Genomic DNA, 14,884 nt, shown 5'->3' with positions numbered 1-14,884 from the left:
CTCCACGCTCAGCCGATCACATCGAAAAGCAGATCCAAACCCTCTGGACCGTTGGCAATACCTGGGGCCCAACGCACTTCGGCGCCCGGATCGGCGAACCGCAAATTCGTCACCCGCTTGAACAGCTCGTCGAAAGCGATCGCAATCTGGATGCGAGCGAAGTGCGAACCCAGGCAGCGATGGATCCCCAGTCCGAAGCCGGCCGAGCTACTGCGACGCACATCGAACCTCAGGCGCGACGCATCTGCGAAGCGCGCCTCATCGCGATTCGCGGAATCGAAGCGAACCAGCAATTGCTCGCCTTTCCCGATCTTCACTCCGCCAAGTTCGACGTCGCGGGTAGCCCTTCGGCCGAGGCAGCCAACCGGCGATTCCAACCGGATGAACTCATCCATGTCCTGCCGAATCCACGCCGGATCGCGCAGCCGCCCTTCAAGTTCGGGCTCTCCGGCCAGGTGGTAGGCGATCGAGCCCATCGCGCCCCGGGTCGTGTCGAGGCCGCCCAGAAACAAGACGGTCACCACACCGAGTCGTTCCTCATCGGTCAGCGGCCGGCCTCCGTCCACCGTTCCGGTGGCGATGGCGTTCAACACGTCGTTGCGGTCGACGGGGTTCGCTTCGCGTTCGGCAATGTATTGCCCGGCCAGTACCGCGAGTTCGAAAAAAGCTTCGTCGGTGGCCTCGATGGCGACCTTGATCACGACTTCTGCCGCATGGTCCATCTTCTCGGGATCGTCTTCGTTGAACACCACCCGCGATAACGCGTTGCCTACGAACGGCCCCGCGTACTCCCGGATGAAGTCGAAGCGCCCCTTGTCGATAAAGCGCCCGATGAGTTCGGTGGCATTCTTGCGCAGCTCGGGCTCGAAACGCAGGAGGAAGTTGCGAGTGAACAGCGGGTTGAGGATCTTGCGCAGTTCAACCTGGTAGGGCGGATCGGAATCGAGCGGGTTGAGCTGCACCGGTGAGGGGCGCGGCGAAACTCCGGTCGACGAAAACGTTTGGGGGTCTTCAAGAACCCGGCGGACATCCTCGTAGCGGGTAACGACGTACTGGCCGCCGCCGTCGGCATCCGTATGGGCGACCGGACAACTGCGCCGCGCATGCGCGAAGACACCCCACTTGACCTTCTCGTGCTCGGGATCCCACATGTTGTAGTGCGGCAGAATCGCCGCGGCCGCCTTGTCGGATTCGGCCTGCGCCTCGCCCATGTCGTCACACACTAATCCATCGTCGTTTGGTTAGTCAATCGCGACAGCCCCACGACCGGGCAAATTTGGCCGCTACATTATCGAACAATGATCGGTTAGATTGAGATCCGCGGCATACGTCGCCGCCGGACGGGAGATTCGCATGGGAGCGTTGGACGGCAAGGTGGCCTTCATCAGCGGTGGCGCGCGGGGCCAGGGTCGCTCGCATGCGGTGCGACTGGCCAAAGACGGTGCAGACATCGTCACGTTCGACATCTGCGAGCAGATCGACTCGGTCCCCTACCCGCTCGGAACCGAGGACGAGCTAGCCCAGACGGTCCGGGAAGTCGAAGCCCTCGGCCGCCGGATCGTGGCGGCCAAGGCCGATGTGCGCGACGAGGCAGCGGTCACCAAGGTCTTGGATGAGGGGTTGGCCGCGTTCGGCCGGGTAGACATCGTCATCGCCAACGCGGGCATCATGCCCGTGCTGGGTCCCACCTCTACCGTGGTGCAAGCCTGGCACGATTGCATCGACGTCATGCTCACCGGCGTCGTCTACACAATCGAGGCGGCTATCCCGACACTGGTCGAGCAGAACCACGGTGGCGCCGTCGTCATCACCAGCTCGGCTGCCGGCCTGAAGGGCACAACACGCAGCCTGCGCTCCAAAACGTATGGGATGTTGGGCTACACCGCCGCCAAGCACGGCGTCGTGGGACTGATGCGGGCTTACGCAAATGCGCTGGGCAGCTACAACATTCGGGTTAATTCGCTGCACCCGACCGGTGCCGACACCCCCATGGTCAACAACGAATCGTTCCTGGGCGCCGCGCCCGAGGTACCCGAGCTGTTCGAAGCGATGACCAATATCCTTCCCGTTCAGCTCATCCAGGCCGAAGACGTCTCCAATGCGATCGCGTGGCTGGTCTCCGACGAAGCCCGCTATATCACCGGCGCGGTGATCCCCGTCGATGCCGGTGCGACCGCACGCTGACGACTACTCTAGGTCGGTGACCGCCGATATCGACGAATCGGTGCCCTGGTGGCGAACGGTTTTCGCGCTGCACGAAATCGCGCCCGATACCTATCGAGCCGCACCCGTTCACTCCGGCCTGCCACGGCTCTACGGCGGTCAGGTAGGAGCACAGAGCCTGCTGGCCGCGGCCGCGACGGTCGACTCCACCCGGCCGGCGCACTCGTTGCAAACATCGTTCTTGCACGCGGGCGACGACACACGTCCCGTCACTTACGACGTCGAGCGGGTGCGTGATTCGCGTTCGATGTCTACCCGCGTGGTCACGGCGCGCCAGGACGGACGAATGCTGGCCACCACCGTCGCCTCGTTTCACACCCCGGCGCGCTGCGATTCCCCGGCACCGATCGAACACGAATGGCCGCGCGGCGACACGACCAACCCGCTGCCCGGCCCCGACACGCTGCCGTCGCGCCGTGCATCACTGTCGGCGCGGTATGGAGCCGAGGTTCCGGCCCACGCCGGCCCGCGATGGCCAGTCGATCTGCGCTACGTCGATCACATACCATGGAGCGATTCGACAGCGCCGCCGCGAAACCGTATCTGGCTGACGGCTATTGGCTATCCACGCGAGATCTCCGGAGCAGATGCCGCAGCCGTGGCCTTCGCAACGGACCTGCCGATGTTCGAACCGGTGTACTTTCCCACCGGGATGGCGTGGCACGACATGGTCGGTCACACGACGCTACTGGGGGCCACGCTCAACCACTCGGTCTGGTTCCATCGTCCGGCGCGCCTTGACGACTGGCTGTTGCTCGAGCAGTTCGCCCCCATCGCCCACGAATACCGGGCGTTCTGCCGTGGCGAATTACGTTCCCGGTCACGACAGCTCGTGGCGAGCGTCGCCCAAGAGATGGTGTTCGTCGCTCCGCGCAAACCCGATGTCCACGCTCAGACCCCGCGATGATCCGACCTGAGTTGCTCGCGAGACAACTTGCCGGTGACGTTGCGAGGAAGTTCCTCGACGAAGGCCAGTCGCTTCGGGAGCTTGTAACGCGCTAGCCGTTGTGCCGCAAAGGTATTCAAAGCGTCGAGGGTAACGGTGGTCCCGGGTTCTGGAACCACCACGGCCAATCCCACCTCGCCCCACTGCTCGTCGGCGACTCCGACAACGCCGACGTCACGCACATCGGGATGCAGCGACAGTACTTGTTCGACTTCGGCCGGATAGATGTTCTCCCCGCCAGACTTGAACATCTCCTTGACGCGTCCCACCGGATAGTAAAAGCCAGCCTGGTCGCGGTACGCCGAGTCGCCGGTGCGAAACCAGCCGTCCTCGGTGAAATAGTCGGCGTTATCGCGTTCCCAATATCCGACCGTGATACTCGGGCCCCGTAACCAGATTTCACCCGTGACGCCGTCCGCCACGTCGCGACCCGCGGCGTCGACGAGCCTGATCTGCGTATGCGGCGCGGCGCGACCCGTCGAGCCTCTCTTCGCATCGCCCAGATGTCCCATCTCGTCATCGAGAGCCGTTGCCATTGGGCCCATCTCGGTTCCGCCGTATTGGGGCTGCAGGGCGAAACCGCGGTCGGCCCACAACTGCAGGAGTTCGGGCGATGCGACCGCTCCGGCAATGATCCCGTGGCGCAGACGCGATAGATCCGCCGCGGCGAAACCGGTCGTCTCGGCGATCCGCTGGTAGAACATCGGGATGGCGGCGAAATGGGTGATCGGCGGGTCACGGCTGACCAACTGATGAAGGACGTCTTCGGGGTCGAAGCGGGCCATCGTCGTGACCGCGCCGCCGAAGTACAGGATCGGGTTGGCCATCACGTTCAGCCCGCCCGCGTGGAACAGCGGCATGGGATTGAGCTGGTGACATCCGGGTTGGGAGAACCCCGTGGTGTGGGCCGTGTTGAGGGCCTGCCACACCAGGGTGGCGTTGGTCGACAGGGCGCCCTTTGGCCGCCCGGTCGTGCCGGACGTGTACAGGATGTGAGTGGGCTGATCCATCGCAATCGAACCCGTCGCATGGAATGGGACCGCCGTCGCGAGAGCCGACTCGTAATCCACCGCGTCGTGCGGCCCGTTGAACGACACGCGCTGTCCGATATCGGCTTTCGCGGCTACGGCAACCGCAACCTCTGCCCACCGATCGTCGTGAACGATCACACTCGGGCGGGCGTCAAGGCAGATCTCCTGGATCTCGCTGACGTGCAGGCGCCAATTCAGCGGCGCGAACAACGCACCGAGGCGCATGGAGGCGAACTGCACCTCGAACACGCGCGGGTCGTTCTCGCTGATCATCGCCACCCGATCGCCGGGTCCGACCCCGAGGTCGTGCAGGGTGGCGGCCACGCCCGCGACCCGGGCTTCCAATTGCGCCCACGTCGTTCGCCGCCCGTCCTCGGCGCACCCGAGGGCAAGGGACTCACCGTGATGCTGCGCGTGATAGGCCACCCAGTCAGTTGCGGCAAACACCAATCTGCGCTCCGATCGTCGGCGTTATCTAAGTGTGCTTAAAAATCCTAGGCCGCCCTCGCTGGGCGGCTTAGAGACGCCCTAGGGATGGGGCAGATGTCGCAGCGGCGCGGTGAAGCCCGGCGTTCCGGGGCATGGACCATAAGCGCTGCCGTGCACGGACCCAATGTCGCATTGCCCGTTGATGATGTGGGCCGGGTACACCGGAGAGTTGTTGGCGTAGAGGCCCACCGGAGCGATGGTGAGCAAGATGGTTACGGCCACCATCAACTGCATGTACCCGACGAGCGATAGGAATGACAAGGTCCTTCGGGCGGCCGGTCGCAGGTGGTCGAGGCCGCGCTCAAAAAGCGTGCGTCCCTTGTCGTCCCGTAGGTATCGGGCGAAGGTCGGTGCGCCGAAGAACAGAATTGCCGACGCCGGCAGCGTCGCGGGGAACGGCCGCGCGTCGGTAGCAATGTTGAGGCCGGCGGGGATGAACTGGCTCCACAGGTCCAACTGGCTCGAGATGCCATCGATCAACAGGTCGACGATGATCGCGAAAAGAGCAACGGCCAACAGCATCCTCGCCCGCGAGGCACCCGGATGCCGCGCTTCGACAAACCGCAGGATCCGCCCGCCCAGCATCGCGAGAACAAGAAACCCCACCAGGTAGATGGCGCCGATGACCAGGATCGGCTCGGGCGACCCACTGCAGGCCTTGTTGACGACAAACGGCGCATAGCTGCACCAACTGCCGACATTGACGAAGTTCGAGCTGTACAGATTCATCGGAACGATGAAGTTGTAGAACGGGTCAAGCCAGTACGCCAACAGCCCTGCGATACATAGCTGGGCGTCGAAGGTGAGGCGACGCTGTCGCAAGCATCCCCGGATGACGTAGGCGCCAACGCCGAGGACCAACAACACCGTGCCGACTTCGTACGCCGTCGCAATGGCATAGGCGGACGAGCCGGGATCCCGATACTTTGTAACCGGTCGAGGTCCCGCCGCAACCCAGGCCACCAGCGTCCACGCGCCCCAGAAGAGAAACAAGCACGCGATCACGGCCAGGTAGTGCTGCGGGCGCCATGGGACTTTGGCCGCCGGAATGGGTACCAGCCCCGGCGGCGCCGCATCCACTTTGTCGAGACCGCTTGACATATCGCGCCTTTCCGCCAGGCCGAACCGTCGTTGCCAACGCGACCGCGGCGACGCGGCATCCCGCCGGTGGAGCACCCTGAAGCTCGACGATGCGAATCGGCCGTAGCCCATTCACATTAATCGAACAGTGTTTGGCTGGGAAGAGCAACGTGCTGTGTACGGCACTATCGGGCGACGTGGCGCGTCCCGCTCGTAGAGTCTTTCCGATGAGCTCTCCCGCCGGTCGGCGCCGACCAGGCCGCCCGTTGGGGGCCGACGGCGCCGAGACGCGAGCCAAGATCCTGCACAGCGCCCGACAGGTGTTCGCCACCACCGGTTACGAGCGGGCCAGCCTCAAACAGATCGCCGAGGACGCCGGGATCACCCGCAATGCCATCGCGCACTATTACTCCAGCAAGATCGAGCTCTACGGTGCCGCGTTGGCGTCGGTCCACGATGTCGTGGCCGGCCACATCCTCACCAATGCCGAGGGACAGATCGGCCCCGTCCACAGTCGCGTCCTAGCGGTGTTCGAAAGTGCCGTCGAGTTCAGCCAGACGGATGAGACATTCGTCCGGTTCTTCGTCATCTCCACCGCCGACGCGATCACCCATCCGGAGCTTCGTGACAAGGCGCTGCTGCCGATCGACTCGGTACGTAACTACGTCGACAACCTACTTGCCAACGCGGCGCGTGCCGGCGAGATCGACACCGACATGGACACCGAGGCCACCACGCAGGTCTACATGGACCTGCTGTGGGGCTTGGCAATGGACATCGGCTTCTATTCCGATGAGCAACGCGCGCAACGGACCATGCGGGAAATCGGCCGCATCGTCCGGGCAACGCTCGCTCCCCCGTGACCACGACGGTGGGCGCCCGACTCATGGCTTTGGTGGGGCCTGACGGTCTGCTAGTGCGCCCAGAAGCCGGCTCAGCCGCTGCTGGTCGGAGGGGGCAAGCTCCGACAGCCACGCACGCTCCCGGTCGCCCTGCTCGCGCATCGCCTCGCGAAGTGCACCGCTGCCCTCCTGGGTGAGCTGGATGCGGACCAAGCGACGGTCGGCGCCGTCGCGCACGCGGTGAACCAGGCCATCGCGCTCGAGCGTGTTCAGCGCACTCGAGACGGCGGCCCGCGACGCGCCGGACAATCGCGCAACATCGCGCAGTTCGGCAGCGCCGATCGCCCACAACACATTCATGATGCGAAAGCCCGCCCACGTCCAGCCGCGGCGGCGGTGCAGCCCCTCGAAGTCCCGGGACAATCGATAGTGCAACCGACTCAGGTTGAACACGAGCTCGGCATGCTCTGCCGCATCCTGGCCCACCACGTCGTCCGCGCCCAGCCGTTCGGCCAGTAGTTCCCGGTACTCCTCGACGGTGATCGTCCGAGCCGACGGGTGCTGGATAGCCATGTCCGATTATGGACCACCGCACGGTTCCCCACTCCGTCGACGCGCCAGCACTCACTTCCGCGGGGGCGATCGAAGATTTGCCTAACGATCGTTTACATACTGAGTGGGGCGGCGCACGCAATACGCACCAACCAGCCCACCTCGAATGCAACTGCTGTCGGCCCGGTCAACAGCCATTTACCGGCTATTTGACGAAGATACGTGCATGCAGCAGGCCGTCCGATCACCACATCCGGATGTGTGTCAGGTCACCGGTAATACCTATACTGTGATGTAAGTGATCGTTTACAAGAGAGCGCTTCAGCACTAGCATCAGCCATATCGCAGCCCGCACGTTGGGCGCGCAGCCCGAGAGAAAGGGACCAGGGAGCAACATGAGCTACTCCGTTCCGGACACGGTGACGACCAAGGGACCGTTCCAACCGATGCGCTTCGAAGCCACGGTCGAGGAATGCATCGTCACGCACGGCGAGATCCCGAAAGACCTGGCGGGTGGCATCTACCGCACCGGCCCCTGCTGGAAACGACCGGCCAAACAGGGCACGACGCCGCTGCTGGCGATGGACGGCATGGTGCAGGGCCTGGTCTTCGAGAACGGCCGCGCCGACTTCCGCAACCGCTGGGTACGCACGCCCAAGTACGTCCTCGAAGACAAGTATGGCCGTGGCATGTTCGATTACTCCGACGGTGGATTCGGCGACTACCGCGACTACGGCTACGGCGCCGTGGTGCGCACCCCCGAGAACGCCCACACCCCGCAGGGCACCGCGAGCATCAACATCTTCCCGTTCGCCGGCGAGCTGATCGTGTCGGGCGAACTGGGGGCTCCACCCCAGGTCATCGATCCGATCACGCTGGAGACCAAGGGCATCGTGCCATGGGCGCCGGCTTTGTCCAGGGGCCCACATGAACCCGTGTGCTTCGGAGACGGAACGTTCTGCGCTCACCCGAAATGGGATGAGGACACCGGCATCCTCTACGGCTGGTCGTACAGCGATACCGCACCCTATGTGTCGATGAAGTATGTGCACCCCGATGGCACGGTGGAATCCCGTGACCTCTGGGATGCGCCGTATAACACGGTGGCACATGATATTTGGCTCACCCCGGAATGGGTTGTGATGCCGTTCCAGCCATTCATCATCGACCTGAAGCGCAATAGCAAGGGATACGCCGTCTTTGGGTGGGAACCCGAGCTGCCGATCACCATCGCACTGATCCCGCGGCACAACCTGCAGGGTGAGATCCGGTGGATTCGGACCGAGCTGCCCGCGCAATATGTCATGCACACCATGACGGCCAACATCAAGGGCGATCAACTCATCCTCGACGCGCCGATCTTCAACACGCCGCCCTTCCCGATGGAAAACGAGTTCCAGGAAGGCGACCAAGCCGCGCTGTTCTTCAGCAACGCCGCGAGCTACCTGGGGCGCTGGACCGTCAACCTGACCACCGGAAACACCAAGGCCGAGCAGCTGTCCGAACTACCCTCCGAGATCTGCAAAGTCGACCAGCGCTTCTACGGAAAGGGGCACCGCTACGGCTTCCAGATCGGCGGCCAGCCCAAGAAGCGAGGCATGCGGATGGACAGTCTCATCCGCAACGACGTCGACAAGGTCAGCGAGCAGATCTACCAGATCCGGGGTCAGGGCGAACTGGCCGCGGTGCTCGAGGCCTCATTCGCACCGCGCACCATCGACGCTCCCGAGGGCGACGGCTACATCATCGTGCCGGTGTCGTGGTGGGCTGACCGGCGCGGTGAGTTCCAGATCTTCGACACCGACGACATCACCGCCGGTCCGATCTGCAAGATCGAGCTGCCCTTCCACATGGGCTGGACGCCGCATGGTCACTGGATGGACTTCCGCTAGGCGATCGTTGACAATTTGATACGCCGAGTTTCAGTATTAGGCTCATGGTAACGACACCTCCCACCGCTACCAGAAAACTGCGAACGGCCGATGCCGACGTTCAGTTGAACCCGGCGGTGCCGGAAGCACGCCGGTTGGTTCCGGTGAAATGGTGGGCCGCCCTGGGCGCGGCGATCCTGGCCTTCATCGCGTACGTCCTGATCGACTGGGCAACTGGTCCGTTCTTCCAGCGAGTCCCGACCGGTCCGACGGACCCACCGACATACATGAAGGTGGCGATGGTCTTTTTCCAGGCCGCGTCAATTCCTGCCGGCCTCAGCCTCATCGGTTGGTTCGTGGTGCGTCCGCTGATCCGGCAGCACCGGTTGACTCTGGACGGCATGCTGGTGCTGGCGTTTTCGACGCTGTGGTTCCAAGACCCCTTGTCGGCCTACGGGGGGCACTGGTTCACCTACAACTCGTGGGCGATCAATTACGGCGCATGGGTGCACAGCGTTCCGGGTTGGCTATCCAACGGTAAACCGGGCGCGATGCTGGTCGAACCGATCCTGATCATGCCCGGTCTATACGTCTACGTTTTCGTCATCACGATGTTCCTCGGATGCTGGGCCATGCGGCGGGCCAAGGCCAAATGGCCACAGATCGGCACGGTCGGCCTGATTGGCGTGTGCTTTGTCGCGATGGTCGGCTTCGACATCATCCTCGAGGGTGTCATCTTCATGCCGCTCGGTATCTGGGAATACCCGGGTGGGCGCGGCCCTGCGATCTTCAGCGGGACCTACCATGCCTTCCCGTTGAACGAAGTCGTCACCGTCTCGGCAACATTCACTGCCGTCGCTTGCCTGCGCTACTTCCGCAACGACAGAGGCCAGACCCTCGTCGAACGCGGTGCCGAGCGCCTTCGGATGTCCGACCGGGCGCAGACGGTCGTTCGCGCACTGGCCGTGTTCGCCGGTGTGCACGTGGCATTGTTCATGACCTACAACGTGCCAAACTACTGGATCGGAATCCATTCGAAGGAATGGCAGCGCGACCTGCTCGACCGCTCCTACTTCACCGATGGATTGTGTGGCCAGGGCACCGATCGCGCATGCCCGGGCCCCGGTGTTCCGTTGAGCCGCAACGACAACACCCACTCCGGCAAGGGTTCTGCCTACATCACACCCGATGGGAAGGCGGTCGTACCGCCCCACACCAACTTGCCGGCGCAGTACCCATTCAGGTCGAATCCTTAGGGCAGGGCGTCGACAGCGCTATCACGCACCAGTGCCGACGACATCCGCGCCGCGTAATTGATCAGCAGGTCGAGCGTCCCCAGGCCGACCGCGATGGTCAGCACCGCCGCCAGCCATCGCACCGGCGCGCAAGCGTGGGCGTTGAGAGCGCTGAAGATCGGCCACCCGACCGCGACACTGCCGGCCGCATCCGACATCATCGGCAGGAACAGTAAATACAGCGCCCGCCAGCCGGTGAAGGTGTTTCCGGCGGCCATCAGCAGGGCGGCCAGGGCCAATGGACCCACCGCGTTGATCACGATCCAATACACCGGGAAGCCGCCGATCTGCATCGGCGCGTCACCGTAGTAGCTGTAAATGCCACTCGCCAAAACGGGCAGTTCGACGGCAACGTCGACCACCGCCAGCACACCCACCCAACCCCACAGCTGGCGACGGCTCACGCCACGCCGCAGACTCTGCAATATGACGTACGGCATCGCGCCGAAGAAAACGATGTAAATACCCAAGCCCCACAACGGAACACGTGCGAATGTGTCGAGTGCGGTCCACTGACCGACGACCGGATGCCACACCAGTCCCAGCACATCGTCGATCGGTTCGTTGAAATACGATATCGCTCCCCCGACTAGCAACAACGCCAGCGTGCCCGATCGCGATCGGGCAATCTCGCGCACCGCGTACACGGCGAAACCCGCCACCAGCACCGCCATGGCCACGGTCGCGACGAGCTGAGCGGATTGTGGCATCGCCGTGCCATCGGGAGTCGCCGGCAAATCGAAATGCCCACGGACCCAGGTCATCCCTGCTCCTGCAGTGCCGGTGCCGATTCCACGCCTTGTTGCATCTTCAAGGTGTGGGCATAGATCCAGCGTGCCGACGCATCGAGTATGACCAAACCGATTGCACAGGAGGCGAATGCGCCTACCCACGTTATCCACGCTGGAGCGCCCGGCGTGTGCAGCGCGTTGTACACGGGCAAACCCACCGCTGCGCTGCAGCCGGCGTCGGTAACCACGGGTAGGAAGAGCACCAGAACAGTTCGCCAGCCGGTGAAATAGCCCGGCGCGGCAAACAGGATGGCCGCGCACAGGATTGGACCGGTGGTATTGATGAACAGCCAGTACAACGGGAATCCGCCGATGCTCATCGGCACCTGACCGTAGCCAAAGTACGTGTAGAGGTGAAAGTACAACAACGGCAACTCGATCAGCAGATCAGCGACGAAGGTGATCGCGATGCCGGTCCAGAATGCCCGCGGGGTGAAGGTCAGCCTGCGCAGCTCTAACAGCAGCACATACGCGATGCCGCCGAAGAAGATGATGTAGGTGGGCAGACCCCAATGCGGTATCGGGCCCATGGTCTCGAAGACCACATCTTGACCCGGCCTGGGGTGATGCACCAGTCCCAAGATGTCGTCGAGCGGTTCGTTCAACAACGCGATCCCGCCACCGGCCAGCATCACCAGTCCCAGCGGCGATCCAGTCCGGCGCCATTGGTGCACCGCGAATGCCACGAACGCGACCACCACCAACCAGAGCACGATTTCGGCGACCGTCTGAGGTGTCCGCGGGAAGACCATGTCCGGCGGTGTCGGGATGTTGAACTGGGCCACGGCGATCACGCAGTCAGTGCGGCGGCCGGCGAAAGTGCCTGTAGCAGTTCGCGGGCGGCGCGCTCACCGGCGGTAGTGGCCGTGTTGACGTTGCCTGACGAATTGTACGACCCGGCCAGGTGGATACGACTTTTCAGATCTCGCGCGGCGTGGAAACGACCCAACTCGCGATACAGCCCGGGGTGGCTGTAGACCAGCACCGGGTACCACCGATTGACGCGCGCGAACTCGATTGCGTTGCCCAATCCGGGAATTGCCTTCTCCGCGTCGGGCAAGACATCGGCCAAGATCTCGTCGTCGGTGGAATCCATGTGGTCGACGGCCCACTGGTTCATCATGAACAGGGAGACCAGGCCCTTGCCCGCGGGTGCGCGCCCGGGCGCCTTGTTGTGTTCCAGGATCACCGCGAACAGCCCTTCGGACACCGGCCGCGGAACCACGACAAAGGATGCCGGACAGTCCGGAACTCGGTTGAGCGCCAGGTTGATCGACATGGTCGAGGTGTAGTTCAGCTCCCGCAAGAACTTCGCGCGGTCGGGATCCAGCTGCGGCACGATGTCGGGGACCCGATTACCCATGGAGCTGACGATCGCGCCGGCACCGCGCTCGGTGTATTGCTTGCCGTCGGGTCCGACACAGGTGATCGTCACGCCGCGCGCGTCTTCGACGACTTCGACCACATCGGTGCGCAGGCGTACGTCGGGAATGCCCGCGGCCAGCCGTTCGGGGAACGAGGAATACCCGTCGCGGAAGGCATACAGCTTGGTACCCAGCACCTTCTGCCACAGAAAGAAGAACTCCACAACCGAGATCACGCTGGCCGGAACACCGGCTCCGCCGCGCACGGTGGGCTCGATCAGGTAGTCGTACAGCTCGCCGTCAAGACCGCGTCGCCGGCAGTACTGCTCGGGTGTCTCGGTGTCGTACGCGCCGGCAATGGACAAGTCTTCGTAGCTGAGTAGGTTGCGCAGCTTGAATGAATCCAGCGCCAGGCGGGCAACCTTCAACTTCGAGCGCAGCGACAACAGCTTGGTGCGGGCAGCATCCAGCACGAGTCGATTCGCCCGCAGGTAATGCATCTGATCGCCCCGCATGAAACCCATCAGTGAGTTCGCCGGTATCAGTTCGTCCGTCATTCCGATGTCCTCGACCAGCCGCATCACGCTGTCGTAAGCGGCAGGCAAGATCGTCGTCCCGGCCTCCATCAGATAGCCGTCGCGCTTGATCGAAAGCAGCTGTCCACCAACGCGATCCCGGAATTCCAGCACCACGACCTCGTAGCCGGCCTCTTGCAGCCGCCAGGCCGCAGCGAGCCCGGACGGGCCCGCACCAACGACGTACACCTTCGACAGGTCAGACATGTTGTGCACTGTATCAAACACGTAGTTTGGTAGACAGACACTCTGTATGATCTGCTGGACAGTGCATATACTTCGAGCGTGGACGCATCTCCTCCCCGACCGTTGCAGCTGTCTCGGCCTCAGCGCCGCAGTATGCTCAGCCGCCATTTGGTCGGCGTCGTCGAAGAATTAGTGGCGGACGGGGCCAAGTACGCCGACTTGAGCGTCGAGGCGATCATCACCGCCGGCGGGATTTCGCGGTCCACCTTCTACGTCTACTTCGACGACAAGGGCGATCTCCTCGTCGCGATGGCCCAAGACGTCATCGGCGACCTACTCGCCGATGGCGCCTCGTGGTGGGAGTTGCCCGTCGACGCAACCCGCGAGGATCTGCACAAGGCCATGCGGGTGCCGATCGACACCTACCGCAAGCACCGCACCATTCTGGGAACCATCGCCGAGACCGCGGCTTACGACCCGCGGGCATCCGAACAACAGCAGCATCTGATCGGCCAGGTGGTGAGCGCACTGGGAAACTACATCGGTGAGGCGCAGCAGGCCGAAGTGGCCGATGCCGATCTGGACGCCGCACGCACCGCGCAGTGGCTCATCTGGATGATCGAGCGAGGGCTCTATCAACTGGTCGGTGCCGCCGACGACGAGGAGGTCGAGCGTCAGCTCGATGCGCTCGTCGAGATCGTCTGGCGGGTGGTGTATCTCAGCGGCCGCGGCGCGGCAACCCGGCGACCGAAGGCGCCCAGTCCTAAACCGCTCCCCCCGACGAAGCGGAAATCAGCGAAATAGGTCGCTTATCTCAACCGTGAGCCGGCGGCTCGGATCCGGTGACACCGTAGAGCAGCATCCGGGTGACTTCGTTGATCTGACGCACCTTGCCCGGGCGGCGCTGGTCGGGCGCAAACACCCAGTCGTCGAGTAGCACCAGGGCCAGAACCGATCCCACCGACACGGCAACACTCACCGGGGCGTCGAGGTTACGGAAATGCCGAGCTTCGCTGTGTTCCAGCAGCACTCGTCGTGGCGTGCTCAGGTTGTTGGCCAGTCTCTCGCTGACCCGGGTAGCAACTTCGGCAAGCCCCGGGTCGCTGCCGGTGATACGAGCGGCGACCAGCGTTGATAGCAGTTCACGGTGCTCGTCGACCAGGGTGTAGAACCCTTTGACGAAGGCCTCGGCCACCTGCATCGGATCGGCGGCTGCGGTCGTTTTGGCATCCCACGTCGTGGCCCAGTTGTCGACGAACTCGGAGAACGGGGCCAGGATCGTCGTCTCGAACAGCTCGGCCTTTGACCCGAAGTTGCGGAAGATGACCGATTCTCCGACACCGGCCTCCTCGGCGATGTGCCGGGTGAGGGTGCCGTGGTAGCCGTGCGCGGAGAACAGACGATGCGCGGCCTTGAGGATGAGTTCCCTGACCGTGTCAGGTGCGCGACGCGCGCCCCTGCGCATGGCAGTGGATTCGGTCGTCAACGTCGCTCACCCCTCTCACCCGCCCACGCCGCCTGCGTGGCTGCTCAAAGGGTAGCCTGACCCGGCTGCCGATCCGGCGAACCGCCGCGTATCCGGTTCGGCCAATCGTCAGCGCGCGGCGCCCGGGCGGCATTCGATTGTCGCGGATTTGCT

Annotated in this window: 14 protein-coding genes; 6 read left to right on the top strand and 8 right to left on the bottom strand. The window is 63.6% G+C overall.

The genetic code is table 11. The features are described 5' to 3' along the window. Nucleotides 1–8: 8 nt before the first annotated feature. Complete coding sequence (locus G6N55_RS28580; protein WP_085221622.1) at nucleotides 9–1,211, bottom strand: cytochrome P450; 1,203 nt, start codon at nucleotides 1,209–1,211, stop codon at nucleotides 9–11. Nucleotides 1,212–1,353: 142 nt separating this feature from the next. Between G6N55_RS28580 and G6N55_RS28575 the strand changes: the two genes are divergently transcribed. Next, nucleotides 1,354–2,184, top strand: coding sequence for a mycofactocin-coupled SDR family oxidoreductase (locus G6N55_RS28575; protein ID WP_085221621.1), 831 nt, complete (start codon nucleotides 1,354–1,356; stop codon nucleotides 2,182–2,184). Between the two features lie 16 nt (nucleotides 2,185–2,200). Continuing rightward, a complete protein-coding gene (locus G6N55_RS28570) occupies nucleotides 2,201–3,130 on the top strand; it encodes an acyl-CoA thioesterase (RefSeq protein WP_163667640.1) in 930 nt (309 codons plus the stop codon). Here G6N55_RS28570 and G6N55_RS28565 read toward each other — a convergent pair. Continuing rightward, a complete protein-coding gene (locus tag G6N55_RS28565; protein ID WP_232078858.1) occupies nucleotides 3,115–4,647 on the bottom strand; it encodes an AMP-binding protein in 1,533 nt (510 codons plus the stop codon). The two genes, G6N55_RS28570 and G6N55_RS28565, sit on opposite strands and share 16 nt — an antisense overlap. A gap of 81 nt (nucleotides 4,648–4,728) precedes the next feature. Then, on the bottom strand, nucleotides 4,729–5,790 hold the full coding sequence (locus G6N55_RS28560; RefSeq protein ID WP_163667635.1) for a spirocyclase AveC family protein: 1,062 nt from the start codon (nucleotides 5,788–5,790) through the stop codon (nucleotides 4,729–4,731). A 206-nt stretch (nucleotides 5,791–5,996) separates the two neighbouring features. On the opposite strand from G6N55_RS28560, the gene G6N55_RS28555 reads away from it, so the two are divergent. Beyond that, nucleotides 5,997–6,632, top strand: a complete 636-nt coding sequence (locus tag G6N55_RS28555) for a TetR/AcrR family transcriptional regulator (protein WP_179968105.1) — start codon at nucleotides 5,997–5,999, stop codon at nucleotides 6,630–6,632. Between the two features lie 21 nt (nucleotides 6,633–6,653). On the opposite strand, the gene G6N55_RS28550 is transcribed toward G6N55_RS28555, so the two are convergent. Then, nucleotides 6,654–7,184, bottom strand: coding sequence for a MarR family winged helix-turn-helix transcriptional regulator (locus G6N55_RS28550; protein ID WP_085221616.1), 531 nt, complete (start codon nucleotides 7,182–7,184; stop codon nucleotides 6,654–6,656). A 374-nt stretch (nucleotides 7,185–7,558) separates the two neighbouring features. Here G6N55_RS28550 and G6N55_RS28545 point away from each other — a divergent pair, with 374 nt between their 5' ends. Both G6N55_RS28545 and G6N55_RS28540 read left to right on the top strand, forming a co-directional pair. Next, nucleotides 7,559–9,055 (top strand): carotenoid oxygenase family protein, encoded by a 1,497-nt coding sequence (locus G6N55_RS28545; protein WP_085221615.1) that lies wholly within the window; start codon nucleotides 7,559–7,561, stop codon nucleotides 9,053–9,055. 44 nt (nucleotides 9,056–9,099) lie between these two features. After that, nucleotides 9,100–10,290 (top strand): spirocyclase AveC family protein, encoded by a 1,191-nt coding sequence (locus tag G6N55_RS28540; protein ID WP_085221614.1) that lies wholly within the window; start codon nucleotides 9,100–9,102, stop codon nucleotides 10,288–10,290. Here the strand turns inward: G6N55_RS28540 and G6N55_RS28535 are convergent. The 3 genes from G6N55_RS28535 to G6N55_RS28525 are packed head-to-tail and all read right to left on the bottom strand — an operon-like array spanning nucleotide 10,287 to nucleotide 13,266. Next, nucleotides 10,287–11,093: a hypothetical protein gene (locus G6N55_RS28535; RefSeq protein WP_085221613.1), complete on the bottom strand. Its 807-nt coding sequence runs from the start codon at nucleotides 11,091–11,093 to the stop codon at nucleotides 10,287–10,289. The genes G6N55_RS28540 and G6N55_RS28535 overlap by 4 nt on opposite strands. Beyond that, a complete protein-coding gene (locus tag G6N55_RS28530; protein WP_085221612.1) occupies nucleotides 11,090–11,914 on the bottom strand; it encodes a hypothetical protein in 825 nt (274 codons plus the stop codon). Before G6N55_RS28530 ends, G6N55_RS28535 begins: the two co-directional genes overlap by 4 nt. Continuing rightward, nucleotides 11,911–13,266 (bottom strand): protoporphyrinogen/coproporphyrinogen oxidase, encoded by a 1,356-nt coding sequence (locus G6N55_RS28525; RefSeq protein ID WP_163667632.1) that lies wholly within the window; start codon nucleotides 13,264–13,266, stop codon nucleotides 11,911–11,913. Before G6N55_RS28525 ends, G6N55_RS28530 begins: the two co-directional genes overlap by 4 nt. Before the next feature lie 78 nt (nucleotides 13,267–13,344). Between G6N55_RS28525 and G6N55_RS28520 the strand changes: the two genes are divergently transcribed. After that, nucleotides 13,345–14,049, top strand: a complete 705-nt coding sequence (locus tag G6N55_RS28520) for a TetR/AcrR family transcriptional regulator (RefSeq protein WP_163667629.1) — start codon at nucleotides 13,345–13,347, stop codon at nucleotides 14,047–14,049. A gap of 10 nt (nucleotides 14,050–14,059) precedes the next feature. Here the strand turns inward: G6N55_RS28520 and G6N55_RS28515 are convergent, their stop codons facing one another. Beyond that, the gene (locus G6N55_RS28515; RefSeq protein ID WP_139826780.1) at nucleotides 14,060–14,731 is read right to left on the bottom strand and encodes a TetR/AcrR family transcriptional regulator; all 672 of its coding nucleotides are present in this window, start codon (nucleotides 14,729–14,731) and stop codon (nucleotides 14,060–14,062) included. Between the last annotated feature and the right edge of the window lie 153 nt (nucleotides 14,732–14,884).

Source organism: Mycobacterium florentinum (assembly GCF_010730355.1).
In the GTDB taxonomy this organism is placed as follows: domain Bacteria; phylum Actinomycetota; class Actinomycetes; order Mycobacteriales; family Mycobacteriaceae; genus Mycobacterium; species Mycobacterium florentinum.
Note: the sequence above shows the minus strand (reverse complement) of the source record. Positions and strands in the feature narration are given on the sequence as shown.

What these genes read in the sequence shown, in the direction of transcription:
- G6N55_RS28580 (WP_085221622.1), bottom strand. Translation starts at nt 1,211, where the DNA reads ATGGGCGAGGCGCAGGCCGAATCCGACAAGGCGGCCGCGGCGATTCTG.
- G6N55_RS28575 (WP_085221621.1), top strand. Translation starts at nt 1,354, where the DNA reads ATGGGAGCGTTGGACGGCAAGGTGGCCTTCATCAGCGGTGGCGCGCGG.
- G6N55_RS28560 (WP_163667635.1), bottom strand. Translation starts at nt 5,790, where the DNA reads ATGTCAAGCGGTCTCGACAAAGTGGATGCGGCGCCGCCGGGGCTGGTA.
- G6N55_RS28555 (WP_179968105.1), top strand. Translation starts at nt 5,997, where the DNA reads ATGAGCTCTCCCGCCGGTCGGCGCCGACCAGGCCGCCCGTTGGGGGCC.
- G6N55_RS28550 (WP_085221616.1), bottom strand. Translation starts at nt 7,184, where the DNA reads ATGGCTATCCAGCACCCGTCGGCTCGGACGATCACCGTCGAGGAGTAC.
- G6N55_RS28545 (WP_085221615.1), top strand. Translation starts at nt 7,559, where the DNA reads ATGAGCTACTCCGTTCCGGACACGGTGACGACCAAGGGACCGTTCCAA.
- G6N55_RS28540 (WP_085221614.1), top strand. Translation starts at nt 9,100, where the DNA reads ATGGTAACGACACCTCCCACCGCTACCAGAAAACTGCGAACGGCCGAT.
- G6N55_RS28535 (WP_085221613.1), bottom strand. Translation starts at nt 11,093, where the DNA reads ATGACCTGGGTCCGTGGGCATTTCGATTTGCCGGCGACTCCCGATGGC.
- G6N55_RS28525 (WP_163667632.1), bottom strand. Translation starts at nt 13,266, where the DNA reads ATGTCTGACCTGTCGAAGGTGTACGTCGTTGGTGCGGGCCCGTCCGGG.